The sequence below is a fragment of the Chromobacterium sp. FG22 genome (assembly GCF_057809415.1).
In genome coordinates, this window is sequence record NZ_JBMDJX010000029.1 from 1 (window position 1) to 15,734 (window position 15,734).

General features: G+C 59.9%; 29 protein-coding genes. 19 read left to right on the plus strand and 10 right to left on the minus strand.

The window, feature by feature from the left end:
* Positions 1-1,378: 1,378 nt before the first annotated feature.
* The 3 genes from ACODSD_RS20865 to ACODSD_RS20875 all read right to left on the minus strand — a co-directional run bounded on the left by ACODSD_RS20865 (position 1,379) and on the right by ACODSD_RS20875 (position 3,443).
* Positions 1,379-1,591, minus strand: a complete 213-nt coding sequence (locus ACODSD_RS20865) for a hypothetical protein (RefSeq protein ID WP_166454431.1) — start codon at positions 1,589-1,591, stop codon at positions 1,379-1,381.
* Between the two features lie 7 nt (positions 1,592-1,598).
* Complete coding sequence (locus tag ACODSD_RS20870; RefSeq protein WP_488878198.1) at positions 1,599-2,759, minus strand: hypothetical protein; 1,161 nt, start codon at positions 2,757-2,759, stop codon at positions 1,599-1,601.
* Between the two features lie 498 nt (positions 2,760-3,257).
* Positions 3,258-3,443 carry a hypothetical protein gene (locus ACODSD_RS20875; protein WP_488878199.1) on the minus strand — a complete coding sequence of 62 codons (186 nt, stop codon included), beginning with the start codon at positions 3,441-3,443 and terminating at the stop codon, positions 3,258-3,260.
* A gap of 373 nt (positions 3,444-3,816) precedes the next feature.
* On the opposite strand from ACODSD_RS20875, the gene ACODSD_RS20880 reads away from it, so the two are divergent.
* On the plus strand, positions 3,817-3,948 hold the full coding sequence (locus ACODSD_RS20880) for a hypothetical protein (RefSeq protein ID WP_488878200.1): 132 nt from the start codon (positions 3,817-3,819) through the stop codon (positions 3,946-3,948).
* Positions 3,949-4,030: 82 nt separating this feature from the next.
* On the opposite strand, the gene ACODSD_RS20885 is transcribed toward ACODSD_RS20880, so the two are convergent.
* A complete protein-coding gene (locus tag ACODSD_RS20885; protein WP_488878201.1) occupies positions 4,031-5,530 on the minus strand; it encodes a hypothetical protein in 1,500 nt (499 codons plus the stop codon).
* Positions 5,531-5,844: 314 nt separating this feature from the next.
* Between ACODSD_RS20885 and ACODSD_RS20890 the strand changes: the two genes are divergently transcribed.
* The 4 genes from ACODSD_RS20890 to ACODSD_RS20905 are packed head-to-tail and all read left to right on the plus strand — an operon-like array spanning position 5,845 to position 7,931.
* The gene (locus ACODSD_RS20890; protein WP_488878202.1) at positions 5,845-6,255 is read left to right on the plus strand and encodes a hypothetical protein; all 411 of its coding nucleotides are present in this window, start codon (positions 5,845-5,847) and stop codon (positions 6,253-6,255) included.
* A gap of 1 nt (position 6,256) precedes the next feature.
* The gene (locus ACODSD_RS20895) at positions 6,257-6,808 is read left to right on the plus strand and encodes a PAAR domain-containing protein (RefSeq protein ID WP_488878203.1); all 552 of its coding nucleotides are present in this window, start codon (positions 6,257-6,259) and stop codon (positions 6,806-6,808) included.
* Positions 6,805-7,440 (plus strand): hypothetical protein, encoded by a 636-nt coding sequence (locus ACODSD_RS20900; protein WP_488878204.1) that lies wholly within the window; start codon positions 6,805-6,807, stop codon positions 7,438-7,440. Before ACODSD_RS20895 ends, ACODSD_RS20900 begins: the two co-directional genes overlap by 4 nt.
* On the plus strand, positions 7,437-7,931 hold the full coding sequence (locus tag ACODSD_RS20905) for a hypothetical protein (protein WP_488878205.1): 495 nt from the start codon (positions 7,437-7,439) through the stop codon (positions 7,929-7,931). Before ACODSD_RS20900 ends, ACODSD_RS20905 begins: the two co-directional genes overlap by 4 nt.
* 69 nt (positions 7,932-8,000) lie before the next feature.
* Here ACODSD_RS20905 and ACODSD_RS20910 read toward each other — a convergent pair whose 3' ends face one another.
* The 6 genes from ACODSD_RS20910 to ACODSD_RS20935 all read right to left on the minus strand — a co-directional run bounded on the left by ACODSD_RS20910 (position 8,001) and on the right by ACODSD_RS20935 (position 10,392).
* On the minus strand, positions 8,001-8,318 hold the full coding sequence (locus ACODSD_RS20910) for a hypothetical protein (protein WP_488878206.1): 318 nt from the start codon (positions 8,316-8,318) through the stop codon (positions 8,001-8,003).
* A gap of 227 nt (positions 8,319-8,545) precedes the next feature.
* Positions 8,546-8,821 (minus strand): type II toxin-antitoxin system RelE/ParE family toxin, encoded by a 276-nt coding sequence (locus tag ACODSD_RS20915; RefSeq protein WP_488878207.1) that lies wholly within the window; start codon positions 8,819-8,821, stop codon positions 8,546-8,548.
* Positions 8,821-9,114: a CopG family ribbon-helix-helix protein gene (locus ACODSD_RS20920; protein ID WP_488878208.1), complete on the minus strand. Its 294-nt coding sequence runs from the start codon at positions 9,112-9,114 to the stop codon at positions 8,821-8,823. Before ACODSD_RS20920 ends, ACODSD_RS20915 begins: the two co-directional genes overlap by 1 nt.
* A 72-nt stretch (positions 9,115-9,186) precedes the next feature.
* Positions 9,187-9,666 carry an SGNH/GDSL hydrolase family protein gene (locus ACODSD_RS20925; protein ID WP_488878209.1) on the minus strand — a complete coding sequence of 160 codons (480 nt, stop codon included), beginning with the start codon at positions 9,664-9,666 and terminating at the stop codon, positions 9,187-9,189.
* The gene (locus tag ACODSD_RS20930) at positions 9,659-9,946 is read right to left on the minus strand and encodes a type II toxin-antitoxin system RelE/ParE family toxin (protein WP_488878210.1); all 288 of its coding nucleotides are present in this window, start codon (positions 9,944-9,946) and stop codon (positions 9,659-9,661) included. Before ACODSD_RS20930 ends, ACODSD_RS20925 begins: the two co-directional genes overlap by 8 nt.
* Entirely contained in the window at positions 9,940-10,392 is a 453-nt protein-coding gene (locus tag ACODSD_RS20935; RefSeq protein WP_488878211.1) for an antitoxin PaaA2 family protein, read from the minus strand. Before ACODSD_RS20935 ends, ACODSD_RS20930 begins: the two co-directional genes overlap by 7 nt.
* Before the next feature lie 107 nt (positions 10,393-10,499).
* Here ACODSD_RS20935 and ACODSD_RS20940 point away from each other — a divergent pair, with 107 nt between their 5' ends.
* The 14 genes from ACODSD_RS20940 to ACODSD_RS21005 all read left to right on the plus strand — a co-directional run bounded on the left by ACODSD_RS20940 (position 10,500) and on the right by ACODSD_RS21005 (position 15,720).
* The gene (locus ACODSD_RS20940; protein WP_488878212.1) at positions 10,500-10,778 is read left to right on the plus strand and encodes a hypothetical protein; all 279 of its coding nucleotides are present in this window, start codon (positions 10,500-10,502) and stop codon (positions 10,776-10,778) included.
* Complete coding sequence (locus tag ACODSD_RS20945) at positions 10,765-11,247, plus strand: hypothetical protein (RefSeq protein ID WP_488878213.1); 483 nt, start codon at positions 10,765-10,767, stop codon at positions 11,245-11,247. The genes ACODSD_RS20940 and ACODSD_RS20945 overlap by 14 nt, the downstream gene beginning before the upstream one ends.
* Positions 11,248-11,286: 39 nt before the next feature.
* Complete coding sequence (locus tag ACODSD_RS20950) at positions 11,287-11,508, plus strand: hypothetical protein (protein WP_488878214.1); 222 nt, start codon at positions 11,287-11,289, stop codon at positions 11,506-11,508.
* A gap of 83 nt (positions 11,509-11,591) precedes the next feature.
* Positions 11,592-11,819: a hypothetical protein gene (locus tag ACODSD_RS20955; protein WP_488878215.1), complete on the plus strand. Its 228-nt coding sequence runs from the start codon at positions 11,592-11,594 to the stop codon at positions 11,817-11,819.
* Positions 11,820-11,856: 37 nt separating this feature from the next.
* Positions 11,857-12,306, plus strand: a complete 450-nt coding sequence (locus ACODSD_RS20960) for a hypothetical protein (RefSeq protein WP_488878216.1) — start codon at positions 11,857-11,859, stop codon at positions 12,304-12,306.
* A 17-nt stretch (positions 12,307-12,323) separates the two neighbouring features.
* The gene (locus ACODSD_RS20965) at positions 12,324-12,647 is read left to right on the plus strand and encodes a DUF6283 family protein (protein ID WP_488878217.1); all 324 of its coding nucleotides are present in this window, start codon (positions 12,324-12,326) and stop codon (positions 12,645-12,647) included.
* A 57-nt stretch (positions 12,648-12,704) separates the two neighbouring features.
* Positions 12,705-13,319: a hypothetical protein gene (locus ACODSD_RS20970; RefSeq protein ID WP_488878218.1), complete on the plus strand. Its 615-nt coding sequence runs from the start codon at positions 12,705-12,707 to the stop codon at positions 13,317-13,319.
* 160 nt (positions 13,320-13,479) lie between these two features.
* Positions 13,480-13,722 (plus strand): hypothetical protein, encoded by a 243-nt coding sequence (locus ACODSD_RS20975; RefSeq protein ID WP_488878219.1) that lies wholly within the window; start codon positions 13,480-13,482, stop codon positions 13,720-13,722.
* A 107-nt stretch (positions 13,723-13,829) separates the two neighbouring features.
* Positions 13,830-14,213 (plus strand): hypothetical protein, encoded by a 384-nt coding sequence (locus ACODSD_RS20980; RefSeq protein ID WP_488878220.1) that lies wholly within the window; start codon positions 13,830-13,832, stop codon positions 14,211-14,213.
* Between the two features lie 128 nt (positions 14,214-14,341).
* Positions 14,342-14,725: a hypothetical protein gene (locus ACODSD_RS20985; protein ID WP_488878221.1), complete on the plus strand. Its 384-nt coding sequence runs from the start codon at positions 14,342-14,344 to the stop codon at positions 14,723-14,725.
* Positions 14,726-14,745: 20 nt separating this feature from the next.
* Positions 14,746-14,973 (plus strand): hypothetical protein, encoded by a 228-nt coding sequence (locus ACODSD_RS20990; RefSeq protein WP_488878222.1) that lies wholly within the window; start codon positions 14,746-14,748, stop codon positions 14,971-14,973.
* Positions 14,970-15,251, plus strand: a complete 282-nt coding sequence (locus tag ACODSD_RS20995) for a hypothetical protein (protein ID WP_488878223.1) — start codon at positions 14,970-14,972, stop codon at positions 15,249-15,251. The genes ACODSD_RS20990 and ACODSD_RS20995 overlap by 4 nt, the downstream gene beginning before the upstream one ends.
* A gap of 65 nt (positions 15,252-15,316) precedes the next feature.
* The gene (locus ACODSD_RS21000; protein ID WP_488878224.1) at positions 15,317-15,508 is read left to right on the plus strand and encodes a hypothetical protein; all 192 of its coding nucleotides are present in this window, start codon (positions 15,317-15,319) and stop codon (positions 15,506-15,508) included.
* Positions 15,509-15,585: 77 nt separating this feature from the next.
* Positions 15,586-15,720, plus strand: coding sequence for a hypothetical protein (locus ACODSD_RS21005; RefSeq protein WP_488878225.1), 135 nt, complete (start codon positions 15,586-15,588; stop codon positions 15,718-15,720).
* The last annotated feature ends 14 nt before the right edge of the window (positions 15,721-15,734 follow it).

The window sequence follows — 15,734 nt, forward strand, 5'->3', positions numbered from 1 at the left end:
CAGCAATGCCGGCGGCCGCCGGCGACGGTACGGATCTCGTGTGTGCAGCACCTGGCCGCGGACAGGCCTGCGCCCCTTAACTTCCATCAGCAGCAGAAACACATCATCGGCTTGCGGCGCCGGCCGCGCGCAGGAGGCACCAGGTGGGGCTCGCACAGGCCTGGGCGCCGACGATGCCCTCGAGCTCCAGGTCTCCACCACCGCTCTGGCCAGGCAGCAATGCCGGCGGCCGCCGGCGACGGTGCGTATCTCGTGTGTGCAGCACCTGGCCGGCGTCTTCAGGCGTTCACCAACTGCAAGAAGATATCTTTTGGTTGTGGCACTTTTGCACCCTGGTTGGCCCTCTTCTCTAGGTCCTCAAATTCGAATTACTGGCCTTCCATGACCGGAGATCGTGGATGCGCTAAACCGGACAACGCGGATGAAAAAACCGGACATCGTGGATGTCGCTCTCAAACAAAAACACTCTATAAGCCAATCTCCTAGGGCGTCATGAGGACAATTCCATATTTTCGAGTCAGAACTCCACTCATTGCATTCGTTATGCCCCACCGGATATCAGGGATGCGTTGCACCGGAGATCGGGGATGGTTTCTGTAGTTATCCACAAAAAGTAAGGGGCAGCCGGACAACGCGGATGAAAATACCGGACAACGCGGATGATTTTGACCGGACAACACGGATGCCACCTACCGGACAACGCGGATGCCTATTCCCCCTGAAAGCCAGTAACCAAGGGGGTTTGCGGAAGTTTTACTACGCGCGCGCGGTTTTTTACAAGTCTATTACTCTTTTACGAAATCAGCGGGCGCAAACGCCCGCGCCGCCTCATGACTCGCGGCAAAGCCGCTCGGGCCGGCTCAAACCCGGCCGCTAAAGCGGCCCCCACCCGGCCAAGAATGTGCGCCTACGGCGCAACCACCCGCCATCGGTGTGGCCGTACCGGCCACGGCGGGTATGCTACTCCCCACTACCAACTTAAAATGAGAATAACAATTAAAGGAGCGTCGTCAACGACGCAACCGCCCGCGTAGATGTGGCCTACGGCCACGCGGGCCTACATAATTACAATCCATAAGCAGATCTAAGGTTCTGGCCTAAAAGGCCAGAACCTTGACCCGGACAAAGGCACGGGCAGACCGACTCTTCGAGCCAGCCTGCCCGGCCAGCCGGGCGCCTGTGGGCGTCTGCAAAATATACCTAGATTGACTTACGTAAATGTCTACAGGAAGGGAGGGGAGGGGAGTGCTCACGAATCTTGCCGTTCCTGACAAGCTCAAGAGCATAGCTACACAAAACGTTCACTTGGTATGGGAGGCCACATAAACACTAGCCCCCCTTTGAAACAGCTCTAAATGGCCCGTTAACGGCACAAGCTTTAAATCGACAACGACTCGCCCATCATCGAATCAAATTTGGCCACTGCCTGTTCTGCACTTGTAGTCCTTGCAACAATCTCACTCTGATAGCGCCCAGTAGTGTTCCAGAGTTCGTAACTGATTTCGCCGCAGCTGCTGATCTTGCAAATGGTCCAGCTGCCTGGACCTTGCAAATAGTAGTTGTCTTTCTTTTCCCACTCTTCGATTGGCATGCGTGTCTCACTTTGTAGATTTGCTGGCGCTGGGCGTCGGCTTCGCTGCTGCAGGTTCCCTCACCGTAGTCGTTTTCGCGCCTGCTGGAGCCAGCAAACCAATCAGACGCTGATTTTCTTGTTGTTGGCGATCCAGGTTGGTCTTGGCGTCTTTCAGCTGCTCCTGGGCACTTTGCAGGCCGGCCTGCAATTTGGCCACCTCGGCGGCGTCTTGGCGCGCGCCGGCGCGTAAGTCCACCAGCTCGGCTTCCATTTTGGCTTGCAACTGCTCGGCCTTGGCCGCGGCGACGCCGGCGCTGGTCAGCTCGCTGCGTGCCTGCGCCAGATCCTGTTGCGCTGCCTGGCGTTGGGCCTGTTCCTGTTCCAGCCGTTGTTGCAACTGCTCGACCCGCTCCAGGGCCTGCGTGGCCCGTTCGCGTTCTTCCTGACGCTGCTCGCGCAGCATGTTGAGTTCCGTTGCCGTGGAGGCCTGGCTCTGCTCAGCGGCTTGCCGTGCGCGCTCCGCGGCCTGCAACTGGGCTTGCAGCGCCGGCAGATCCGCCAATTGTTGGCGGGCGCGGCCCAGTTCATCGCGCAGGCCGTCGACGGTGGCCTGCAGCTGGCTGGCTTCGGCGCGGATCGCGGTGAGGTCGGCGTCGGTCTGTTCCTGGCGGCCGGCGGCCTGGCTGAATTCGTCGCGCAGGTTGGCCAGCTCGCGCTCCAGATCGTCGCGTTCGCTCTGCAGCGTCTCGTTGTCCTGGGCGAGGGCGGTGGCGCTCTCCTCGATGTCGGCCAGCTCGTCGCGCAATTGGCGCGCCACGTCGCTGTGGCGGCGTTCCAGCGCCTGCTCAACCTTCTGGTACAGCGCGCCAATCAGTTTGGTCGTCTGATCGGTCTGTTGCTGCAGAAACTTTTCCGCCTGGTCCTGGACGTCGGCTGGCCAGCTGCTGGGGTTGGCGGCCGCCGGCGCCGCGACGTCGCCGTGGTGCTGCTGCCAGACCTCCATCAACCGTTTGGGATTGCCGCCGCCAACGATCTTGTGCAGACCCCATGGCGTGATGGCGCGGCCCATGCGCAGCATCTCGTCGCCGGCGGCGAGGATGTCCTCGTCGGAGATGGTGGCCTTGCGGCCGGCGCGGCCCTGGACGTTGTCGGCGAAGGCTTTGACGAGTTCGGATGGGATGGGCATGGACGCACCTCAATAAGTTGGTATGTCATCAGCGTAGCATAGTATTTGTTGGTTGCCAATATTTGACCAACAAATAAACCAACAAACAAATAAACCAACAAATAAATAGCCAACAAATCAACCAACCAATCAAATAAATTGATTTTCCTGGGTCCGGAGAATGGCAATTCTCCGGACCCAGCCCGCCACCACGCCGCCGGCGCCCACCGCCACCCGCACCTGGGCGGCCGCGCGTCCTGCCGGCCGGCCGCGGGCAGGCGCCGCCGCGCGACCGGGTCGACGCCCGGGCCGGGCACGTCGAAGGCCGTCAGCCGCGCGCACTCAGCGCCGGCGAAACTTGAAAACGTACTTTTTCAGGAAGGGGAACAAAGTGAAGGAAGGGGCGCTGCGTGAAAAACGGCGATTTTGACGTCGGTAAGGTCTTGGCCGACCCTCAAAGAGGGCAGAGGAGGGGAATACCGGCGGCACCGGCGGGCGCCGGCGCCGGACGACGGGTCGTCAGGAGGGAGACTGGCCGGCCTCGGGCTCCACGGTGCAGACCAGCTCATCCTTCGGGCTGTTGCGGCGGCCGCTCGCGTTGAACCAGCCGACTTCATGGCCATTGGGGCCGAAAGCACGGAAGACATACATGGTGAGCTGCTTTTCGTTCGCGGCCGCCTGGGCCTGCGCTACAAGGTCTTGCATTGCTTATACTCCTGCGCGTTAAGAGGGGGGAATGCCGATCGGATGGCTACGGCGCGCCCATTCTACGACGCGAGGACGAGTCTGGCTTCCAATAATCGAGAGCGCGACCCGGCTCGCGAAGGGGGGGCGAATCCCTTGCTGGCCACCGGCAACGCCAGGGAAACCGGTCTGCAGGAAGGCGAGATGGGGCGTTGGCCGCGGGCGGGTAACCAATCACATCGACAGCGCGCCGCGGCTACGCCGGCGGCCGTGGCCAACTATTTTTCGTGTACGCCCGTGTTATCCAGGCCCGCGGCGCTATACCTCCCATCGGCGTCTTACACGCCGCTGTGCGCCATCACCGATGGCATGCACAACATTCCAAGGAGTTGCTATGACGGCATTTTCGATGTACTTGGTGGGCCTGCTGTTGCTGGCCCTGGGGGTGGACGCTTACTCGCCGTGCTTGAAGCGCGCCGGCGGCACCATCATGATGTACGCCACCCTTATGGCGCTGTTGACTTAAGCGGGTTGTGGCGGCTCACCGAGCGGTGGGCCGCCAATATCCTAACGAACCGCGGAATCTTCTAATGGCTTCCTTCGAAGGGTTAGAAGGTTTTTGCTGCCGTTAGAATATACCTTCGGCATGCCTTGGCGTCCCACGTGTAGCCGTTTCGCTCGACCAGAAGCTCGGCCGTTGTGTTGGCCAGGGCCGCTCCCTCATAGAGGCTCTTCTCGTAGCGGGCATGCACTTCGCGCTCGGCATGGATCACTTCAGGATCCTCAAGCAGGACCTGGAATTCCCAATCAAAATCGATGTCCTGGCGCCAGATGCGCGCTGCCTCGTAGTGAAACCAGAGCGTTTCGATATCAGGGATGTACCCGCGGTGCCAGCGGCGACCTTGCCAAAAATCGTCTGGCAGCTGCTGGGTTAGGAGGAGCGGGCGAAGCGCCGGTAGATCGAACAACGCCCGTAAGAAGTAGACCTGACCAGCCTTGCTGTCTCCAAGCAGAAACGAGCAAAGCGCCAGGATTAACAGAATGTGGCCATCCCCGCGTTCTCCCTTTTTTTGAATCTTGGCCATGGCCCTGAGCGCGGCACTACGCTTTTGGGCGATAGCGAGGAACAGGGGGAGATCGAACCGGACCCCAAGGTTATCGTTGGGGTTTTGACGAAGTTGGCGGCGAGCAAGCTTAAGGGCTGCGGCAATATCCCCTTGCCGAATATGCCAGCGCATGTAGTTGTAGAGCAGGCGATGGTATGCACGGTTGTCCAAGTATCCCCAGGAGATCTTGCCTTTGAACCCTGTGGGGATCAACGCTAGCGCTCGATCCACCCCTTGCCTGAAGGCGAGGCCTGCCGTTTCGTCATGCCTCTCCAATTCTTGCATCGTGGCTTGCGCGAGCCACCCCTCCAAAAAGTCAGGGCGCTTTTTCAGAATGCTTGCAACGTGGGATTGCGCTCGGGCTTGATCTGCCTTTGGGCGCTCATCGTAGCGCTGCCACCTGTCGTCCAGTTCTTCTACCAGGCTTGCGCATGCGGCCGAGCAGACAAACCGGCCATCGCCGTCGTCATAGACATGAAACTGGTAAAGCGGTGTAGGCGAGCCTTCCGGCTTGCGCGCCAGCAGATCTCGCCATGTGTCGGCGCCATTTAGCTTGGCAAGCGCGGACTCCACCTGGTGCTGTCCGCCAAGCTCACGGCTGAGCCGGGTCGCCAGGTCGGTGAGTCCCGCGCGTTCCTGGGGAGTGGGAGGGATGTCCGGCGAGAGGGAAATCAGTAGCGGAAGCGCCGGGACAAACGGCTGAAAGTATGTGGCTGGCGCCTGTTTGCGGCTGCCTCGCTCCGGGGGCGCGTATTCGGCCGCGATTCTATCCAGCAAGGTCTGAAATGCGTGCCAGTTAGGGAAGCCGGCAGCCTTGGCCACAATTTCGAGCATCTTGCGGTGACCGATCAATGGAAACTCGGCCTCCAGGAATCGTGCATGGCGCTTGGCCGCGGCCATGAGTTGCTTGCCCAGCATGTCAGGGCAAACCAAAAATGTCTCGGCGCCAGCAACGCCGAGGGCGTCGGCCGACACCATGAAGTCTGTAGCCGAAAAGGACATCGTTGTCTCCTAAGCGCCACGGAGGTGGAACGGCTCACTCGTTCACCGGGCGCAGGAAACACTCGATGAAGGATGGGGAATACAGGTTCTGGTTGATCGGCTTGGCCAGTGTGAGCGGCAGGCGCACCAGGGGCACCGCGACCGATTGTGCGACCGGGGAGCCAGGGCGTCAAGGAGGTGCAGAGCTCCTGCACGAGGCGAGCGGAATAGGGGAGCTCCTGACCTTTTGGTCAAGGAACCAAACAGTGAATATCTAACCCAATGCCCATGCCAATAAAATGGCATTTTTCCCCAATTCAACTGAAGGGAAGGGCATGCAGCACACGACTGAGGAAGGGCAACGCCTGGTGGCCGACTGGCTGGCCAAAACCGCCGCTAGACCGATCCAGGCCGTCTATCCCGTGGCGACGGGGGCCTCCGTCACCGAGCGGGGTGGCCAGGTCCTGGCGACGTCGCCCATCGTGTTGGGCGCTCACCGCATCGCGCTGGTGGGCGACACCGTGCGTTACGCCGACGGCACCGAGGCCATCATCATCAGTGGCGCCGGCGTCGCCGGCGTGGTGGATAACCGCTCCTTCGCCCTCGTCGGCAGCGAGCTCAACAATGGCGATCGCATCGCCGGCCCGCACCATGATGATGCCACCATCACGCAGTATGCCGATGAGCCGCCCATTGAGGGCCTGCTGGATCCGGCCTATGTTTCGGCCTCTGGGTCCGGCGTCTGACATGGGCAAGCCCATTATTCGCGAGGGGGACCCAACGTCGCATGGTGGCACCGTGCTGGAGGCCTTCCCCACGCTGACCGTGTTCGGCAAGCGCGCGGCCGGCATCGGCCACCAGGGATTTTGCCCTAAGTGCAAAACCACTTTCACCATCGTCGCCGGCGCTAAGAATTACACCTTTATGGGCAAGAACGTTGCCGTCGAGGGCATGCAGACCTCCTGCGGCGCCGTGTTGATTGCCACCCAAGGGCAAGCCACGGTCGGGGACGAGCCTGGCGCGCACAGCGTCCAATCGGCGCTGGCCGGCGTGCCGACCGCCGCCCTGGCCGCCGGCGGAGGCGTCGACGAAGAAGTGATTGAGCACTGGTACAGCCTGGAAGACGAGGCCGGCAACCCCGTCGACGGCTATCGCTACGACCTGTACCAGGGCGAAGATCGGCTGGCGCATAAAGGAACCTTTGCGGGCGGGAAATCGACGGTGATCCCCGGTGGCGAATCAGAGTATGTGATGTGGTTGGAGCGCGACTCCGCCATCAGAGAGGCGGTGTCATCATGACGACAGTGACGGCAAAAGCGCCGAAAGCTATCGCGGCGGAAACCCGCCTCCTTGCCGCCATGGCGTATGGCGAGGCGTCCACGGCAGATGATGCCGACGAGATTTACGCCCTGGCCAGCGTGCTAAAGCGACAGCGCGACGCCAGGGGCTACGCCACCATGGCGGCGTTTGCCGCCGGCGAGCCCTCATTCTCGTTTGTGGTTGGCGACGGCAACAAGCGCTATCAAAAATTCAAGAAGGCGTCGGATGCGGACGTGCGTGCCGATACGGGCATGAATACGGCCATCGCCGCGGCCGAGAACGCGCTCGCGAACGGGCCGGATAAATCGAACGGCGCCTGGTTCTGGGACGGCGCAGACATCAAGTCCAACTACAAGAAGCATTTCAAGGTCAGGCAAGGCATCCGCTTTACCGATGCGGCTCACAACATCTACGATCTCAACGAGTCCAGCAAGCTCGTGATCAAGTACAAAATCACGAAAAAGAAGGTCAACGGGAAGGTCCTGGAGCACAAAGAGGAGCTGTATCGCTATGATCATGTCTATGAATCCACCGCGGCCTACGGCGGCACGATCTTCTGGCAACAGGCCCCCGACTACCTGAAATTCACTAGGGCAAAGGAATACAAATGAGATGGCTCAGCGTGCTTTTTGCCCTCGCCCCAGCGATGGCCTTCGCCCTACCCTCTGGCGCCGTTGTGAAGAGCTGTCTGGAGAACCAGGCCCAGCCGGGCGTTACCGTAACGGACATTCCGACTCACGAGATCAACCAGGAAGACGCGTTCCGCCCCGGCTACGCCGCCGAGTACGTCCTATTCAATGGCGCCAAAGTGGGGGTCGCCACCTCGAAGCGAGGCGCGGCCCTCCTCTACCGCGGGAGGCTTTACCCGGTAGCCAAGGCAACCATCCTGCCGGGGAACAAAGCCGCCCAGCCGGAGGAGATCCGCGTTGAGCTGGCGTCCTGGACTTGGTTGAAAGAAGGCGGTCGGCAGTATCTGTGTGTTGCAGACAATTTCGACGGTGTCGGCCGCAGCGGATCGTTTCAGAAAATCCGGTATGGCTATGTATTGGAAACGCGTAGCGGCGGGAAGTTGTATTACGCCAACGGCGTGGTGGGTGATTAGGGGGAAGAGCGTCCATCACCTGGTGATAAACGCCGTTCGCGAGATGCAGCCCGAAGGCCGCATCATTACTCAGAGGGTATCTGCTGCGTCCCGAGCTTCGTCCATCAAATCGTTCTTAATGGCCGCAACTTGGCTGGCCGGCACCGGCTTGCTCGGGGTGGGCAGCTGGTTTTCAATGAACTCCGTCATCGTGATATCACCCTGGGCCTCGTTTCCCCTACGCAGGAAATCCGTGGCCGCCTTGATGGCCTCCTTACGTCCCATATCACCAGACGCGATAAGAGCAGCTGCATGCTGTGCAATAAAATGCGCGCTGTCCTCGCGGTACTGATCTTCTGCGTCTTCCACTGCCAATGTAGAGCCAATACTCATTTTGATTCCCGCCATTGTTGAATCCAGCAACCGGCTGGCGCGGGCGCCTGGTGGCGCGCGTGGTTTCGCATGCGAAACTCGGTTGAGTTTATTCGTCGCTGCCGGCACCTGACCGCGATCCAATAATTTTATATGCTCGCGGCAACAAATCCTTGTCATTACGCGCGGGCAAACTTTTGCCAGCCGCTTCCAACTTAGCCGTCACCCGGTCCTCCAGCGGAGGAGCCCAGCCATCGGATGTGCTACCGATCTTCTCGGGTGTGCCACAGCCGCAGCACATAGATGATGGGGGCCTTGACCTCGTAGCGCACTTCATAGTCCCCAACCAGAAGCCGACGCACTTCGCGCGGTGCGAATTGGAAAAGCTGTTCGCCGATGCGCGGATTGTCCTGAAATTTGGATGGGGCTTGAGCCAGCGCCTGGATGGTTTTCGCTGCCGCGTTGCGGTTCACCGGAGCCAGGAACTCATGCAAGCGCGTCAAATCGGACAGTGCCTTGGGGGTCCACTTCACCTTCATCAGCGCGGTACCGGCAGCGGCTGATCCGAGCTCAAGCTTTCCGCCCACGCTTGCACGGCCTGGTGATCAATGACGCAGCCGGCGTCGACGTCCGCTAATGCTTCCTTGGTCAGCCGATCGCGCTCATCTTCTTGGGCGATCCAGGCGGACAGCGCCTGCTTCATGATCCAGCCGCGGGAACGCTCGATGCGGCTGGCCACTTGATCCACTTTCTCTGCGAGTGGAATGGGGACATGTGCGGTCAGCACGCGAGTCCCGGTCTCGGTCACGGTCACGGTCACGGTCTTGGGCATATTGGGCTCCTCTGTTTCGTTGATTCAAAGTTAATAATAGTGATTAACTTTGAATCGTTCAAGCGTATCACTTCAGTAGGCCTGCCAGGGCAGCTGAAAATACTGCGCCAGGCCGGCGGACAGCCGCCGGTAGCCGGTGCGGGTGGGATGGACGTTGTCCGGGCCCAGCACGCTGTCCACCGGCTGAATCAGGTCGCCAAACTCTCGCGCCACAAACTGTACGTAAGCCGCGGCACGAAATTGGGCAGAAGGAATAACCCAGACCACCGTCCGCGCTTGCAGGCGGTGGCGAAGCTGCCGCAGCTCCTCGAGCGATACCCGGTCCTTGTCGTTGCTGCCGGTGCTGACGACAACAACTTGATAGGGCTGGCCGGGGGCCACGGCAATGCTTTGGCGCGTCGTGCGGCCGACTTTGGCTTGCGCCACGCAGCCCGGCAGCCCGCGGCTGATGCCCACCGCCAGGCTGTCGCCCAGCACGAGGCAGTCCGCGGCCATGGCCGGCAAGGCGAGCAATCCTCCGACCAACGCGGATAGCAAGTGTGGCTTACACATCGTTCCTCTCCCCTTTTGACCAGGCGGGCTCGGTCAGCAGCACGCGCAACACCGTCACGTTTTCATCGGCGCCCAACTGGTAGACCAGCAGGCACGGCTCGCTCAAAAGTTCACGGGTGCCCGCGACACGGCCAGGGTGGCCCGGCCACGCTTGGCGGATCAATTGCTCTGCGCAGGCTTCAATGTGTGCATCTCGCTCCGCGGCCGGCACATTCCCCTGGGCGCTGTCGGCTAGGAGGGTTTCGCGATCGGCCAACGCCAGCGGTGTCCAGGTCAGCACTTTTTCCCCTTGGCGGCGCGGGCCTCTAGTTCCGCCCGTTTGGCGGCAAACTGGGCTTGGGCCTGCTCATGCGGGATGCCCGGCGCGGGATCCTCCAGCGCGGCCTGCACCGCATTGCGGACATACACATCGTAAGCAACGGCCTGGTGGGCGCGATGCAGGGCGGCGCTGCGGTCCGGGCGCTGGGTGCGTTGCGGGCTGTTCGGGTCGAACGCCGTCGAGTCGACCTCGAACTGGGTGATGCCAAGGCTGGCGAGGTAGGCGACCAGGGTCTCCAACTTCTTGAACAGGCGCACCTGTTTGCTGCGTGAGGCCGCCAGCGCGCGCCGACTGCTGCCGTATTGCACCACGATGGACCAGCCGCCGGCTTGGCCGATGGCCTGTGCGCTGTGCACGCTGCCGGCGGCAGCCAGGTTCGTCAGCGTGGGGTGATCGATGGTTTCCAAAGTCGGGTCTCCCAACCTGCAATTAATCATTAAATGGCAGTGCGAATTATAATTAGCTGCCGCAATTACTGTAAATTGACTGGTCCAATCGCGCAGATCGATAATGGATGCCGGATGATTATCAGGAGTCTAAAGCTATGTCATCTCGCCTTGATCCCATGCGGGTTGCGGAGCTCCAGCGCAGTGGTTTTTCGGTTGCGCTGAAGTGCGATGTAGGAGAGAACCAGTATGGTTGGATCAGTTTATTGACGCCGGAATCCCAATCGGATTGGCAACATCGCCAGCCCTATCGCTCCACCAGTGCTCAAGCCTGGGTGGATTGTGATGCTTACGCGAGAGGAGTGATGCCGATGCAGCCGGATCCGGATTGGAATGAAAAGCGTTAGCGCCGTCACAAACCGCGGCCGGATCGCCGGCCGCCAGCAAGGAAACACGAGCATGAAGAAAAAGCGGGTCCATCGACCGCCCTCCTTCGATATTTCGATCAAGATGGTCGCGCCCGGGCTGGATGCCGTGGCGGCAATTCGACAGGGGACGGTCGACCAGGTGCAGGTGGTCAACCTGCGCATGATGAGCAAGATTGCCAGCGCGGCACGCTTGCGCAAGTTGCTGGCGCCGGATCCGGATGGATTGGATACGCTGATCTCGCCGCTGGTGGCGGCGCTGGACAGCGGCGACATGGTTCAGTTGGATCTCGATGAGCTGGAGCGCGCGGAACTCTGGCTGACGGCGCTGCGCGATATGCTAGGCCGGGCGTCGGCCCAGTCTCTCCAAGCGTTGCTGGACGATTTGATCGTCAGCGCCGATATCCGTCAGCAGCTGAAGCGGATTGATCAGGCGAGCGAGTTGGCCTGAGTAAGGATGGGGATGGAAGCGAGAAGACCAGGTCCACAGATGACCGATGCGCAGTTTGACTGCTGCCTGGCCAGCCGATCCGGCGAGGCCTCGGCGGCGGCCAGGCTGGTGCTGGTCCAGGGGCAGACCGTTGCGGCCGCGGCCCAGCAAGCCGGGCTGGCGGAGAAAACCATCCGCAACGCGATGAGCCGGATCCGCAAGCGCCACGCGCGAATTGTGCAGGCTTACTGCGGCGGGGGAACGGTCATGCGTTCGGAATAAAAAATTGCATCCCTATTTGAGTGGGGATATAATTTGGGTGTGTACTCCACTTAAGCAAAGGGTAAAGCATGGCGAACAAGACGATGGCCTTCGAAGAACTGCAGCGCCGCTTGACCCAAGCGGTGCTGGCTACGCTGGATCAAGAAGTGAAAGCGCTGCTGGGCGATGAAGGGGCGCGCGGCTGGACCGACAAGGAACTGCCGATGCTGTTCCGTGGCCTGCATCCGCATATTGAGGCTGTCGCCCACCGGATCAATGACGGCGGCGAGCCGGGCGGCGCCCGTTTCAAAATCGTCAAAGCCAGCCACTAGCGCCATGGCCAGTCCAGAACACGATAGCTTGGTCCGCATGGGCGCGAAGTGGCTTAAAAAACAAGGCTTCTCCGTGGTGGCCACGGAAATCCAAGCGACCGGCTGTCGGGAGCAGCCCGACGTCATCGGTTTCCGCTCCGCGTGCTCCGCGATCATCGAAGCCAAAGTCAGCCGGGCAGATTTTTTGGCGGACGCCAAGAAGCCGGAACGACTTGCTGACGGCGCTGGACTGGGGATGTATCGGTTCTACCTCTGCCCCCAGGGCTTGATCCAGGTCGACGAGTTGCCGCCCAAATGGGGACTGCTGTACGGGCAGGGAAAAACCATCGAAGAAGTGCTGCGGCCGCTGGGCAATATGTGGCCCGCGGCGGGATACACCCAGCATGGATGGGAGGACTTCCAGCATGTAGCGGATCCGGGAATGGAGCGCGCGGTGTTGTTTTCGATTGCCCGGCGTCTCTCCGATCGTAAGTCGTTTGAGCAATGAGCTCGAGGGAGAGAGGCGTGTCAAACCTACCGCATATCAAAAAGCCTTGCCGCGACTGCCCGTATCGCAAGGACGCGCAGAAAGGCTGGCTGGGCGCCGATCGGGTGCGCGAACTGCTCGCCGCTGAGTCCTTCGTCTGCCACAAAAAACTGGATCGGCAGTGCGCCGGACACATGCTGATCAAGGGCGAAGCGAACGCTTTCGTGCGCATGGCCAATCGGCTGCAGATTCCGCTTGAGCTGTCCGGCCGCGAGCTGGTTTTTGAGAGCCAGGACCAGTGTATCGAACATCACCGATCCTATCGTGATCTGCCGGCGCCGCAGAAGTTGGCGGATACCTGAGGGGAGCTCCTCTTGGGTGTAATTGTAGAAACAGCGCAGGCCACTAAGGAATTTGCCATGCAGATAAAATTGCAGCTCGATTATGACGCCACTAATGATTATGGGCTGAATCAGTGGGACGCTGCAGCACAGCGCTATATCCCGTTCGAAAATGAATCCATTTTCAAATGGAAAAGAGGGGACCGTGGATTTTTCAGCGCCGTAGCATTGGCTGTTGAGTCTTTGGCTGATGAGGGCTATCAGATTGAACTGGCCGAAGATGAGGAATATGAATCCTCTGCATCGGAAATTGCTTTTGAGATTTGCTCGGCAGTGGGCCGTCGTGTTTTGCCACTCGAACCCATCGTGCTGAACGAGGGTGAGTATGCCTTTATGTATGCTCGAAATATTATTCAAGGCAGATGGCCTGAGGCAGAGAAAACGCTCCTCAAGGAGAATTACGCCTCTTTAATCTGGGAATACATCACGGATGTGATTAACGGTCCTTGGCCGGAGCTGGAGCCATATATTCTTCGTGAGAATTCCATGTTGCGTGAAGCCTACCCCCTCTTTTTGAAGGAGCTGAAAAGGTCGGAAGAGAAGGATGGTTGTTATGTGTTTGTGATCCCCAACCTGACTGATGGTGATCCAGCACTGGTCCCTGAGAACGAAGAGCATATGCCTGCAGATTGAAAGGCAGTGGACTTGAGTGTGGGGGTAGGTCGACGCTGATAGGGCATGCGACGGGAGGCCTTGGGGGAGAGCTAGCGCCCTGATGTTGCCGCATGCAAGCCCCCACACTCAAGGCCACCGTCGCAGCCACGCGGAAGCCACAAAGACACCGGAGCGGTACATGAAATTGCAAAAAGGCATGAAGCTGATCTACCAGGGATTTGAGCAATCGCCGTCCGTCGAGATCAAGGCGGTGATGCTCGAAGGGTACCAGGAGTACGACGGCGGGCTGCAAGGCGTTGCGGTTTGCTGGTTGAAAAAGCCCGGAAAGCCCAGCGCTTTCATCCCGTGTCAAAGCAGTGTTGACTTCGTCTGCGATGAACGCTTTGCCAATCTGAAGCCAGCTGGCCAGGTAAGCCGTTAACGGCGAGTCCGACATCTACGAGCTGGCTCAATAGATGAGTTTCGCATGCGAAACCACGCGCCAAGTGCGCCCGCACCGGACGGCTGCCGGGATAGAAAGGTAACAAAATGAAGCAGTCAAACGTCGCTCGCATCCGCCCTATCCGGTGGATCATCTATGGCATCAGCGCATTCGTGGTTTTGACCGCATGGCAGGGGTGGAATATTCGGAAAGAATACAATGCGGCGCGGGTCGAGGCTGTGCAGAGCTGGGGAAGTACTTCTGTTGCTCGGATGAGTCTCGTTGAAGGCTACATGCAAGCTTGTGAGAATGAGAAACCTAAGCCGCGTGAAGAAGGAAAACCGCCGGCTGGGCCGCTCACTTTCAAAGAGTGCGCCGCTCTGCTCGTTCGCAAACCCGGTGTGTCAGCACAAGAGTCGGCAAATCTTCTTCAGGTTATTGACCGCAGCACCGACAACGTTCAAGTCCCCATCCCTCTAAGGTGGCTGTAACTCGAAAATTATCGTGGCCAGGTGCCACCCGTGCCGGCGTGACGGGCCGGTATCAGCAAGCCAACTTCTGACACCTATCGCGGCTGCAAGGCTGCCCGCTGACGGCCGGAAGCCGTTAAGGAAACATTATGGATTTCAGCAAGCACGTACTGGCCGTGGTCACTTTGCTGGCGCTGGCCAGCGGCGCGGCGGCTGCCGCCGACTCTCGGTCTTTCCCTACTGCACAGCAGATGCAAGCTGCGGGGGAAAGGACTTGCGGCAACAACACCAAGTGCTGGCGCGAGTTTGCCATTCTGCAAAAAACCCAGGCGCAGAACGCCGTCGGCCTGTACTGGGTGAAGCTTGAATGGCGCAATAAGAACAAGTCCAAAAATGCTCTCACAACCTTCCCCCAATGCAAGACGGAGGATCAGGAGTGCTGGAAACGCCTGGTCAAGATGGCGAGCGTCGCGAACGAAGCCGTCACCACCCTGGACAAGTTCGATGATGAGGAAGGCGTCCACAAACCATAGGCCGTAACGGGAGCCGGACAATGAACCAGGATCAGCAGGCTGTATACCAGGCCTTGAAGGCGAATCCGCCCGTCAGCCGGTTGACCGGACTGGGCGCCGCCTTCTATCTCGGTTATGACCACCCTACCCTGCCGGTCGGCCAAGCGGGGCCCGCCGCGGGCCTACCAGGATCCAAGGCCCGGGCCGCATACAAAGCGGGCCAAGCCGCAGCGAAAGCCGGCCAGAACCACACGAGGAAAAAAGCATGACTGGAGTTCAACGTGAAGCGAGCTTCGATCAACGCTCCCGCGAGGAGATCGAAGCGGAAAAGGCACGCATGTCGCCAGTGCTGACACAGCAGGATCATGACAATTTGGATGCTTTCTTGAACGGCGTGCTGGACGACTTCAGCATGGGGAAACTCACCAAGTTCCAAGTCGTTCAGGGGCTGGGCCATGTCTTTGGCGCCATGGACAAGGGCAACTACCCGGAGGCCAGGCATTGGTTTGAGCAAGGGCGGAAGCTGATCCGCGGTGATTACGAATAGTGGCCACATAAACCCATCCTGGTGGTGCCCGTCCCGGGCGGCCGCCGTAACGCTGGAGATCAGAAATGTCCGATACGTTGAAGATGGCTCGCATCATCAGTGGCCACCGTATCCGCGAGGTCAATCCCGATGACGCGGACTGGCTGCTCGCGGTGCAAGAGCAGCAGGACCAGCTCGCAAAAGAAGTAGCAGCCTGGCGCGAACGCTTTCCTAGCCACCGGTATAGCGCGAAAGACGATTGCGTAGAACTCAAGTAGTCGCTCGGTATTATCGCGTCGCTTTGCCCATGCCGCCGGCCAGCGGCATCAGCAAATCGACTCACCAGGAGATCTACATGGAAAACTTTTTACGCCGTTATGGCGTGTGGTCGGTGACCACGATAGGTATCGGCTACACGCTCTTTGTGCTTGCAGGGGCGTCCGGCTGGAGAATCGGCGCGTGGTTGGCGGATCGGCTCATGCAATTCTGAGCCGTAGCGCGCTC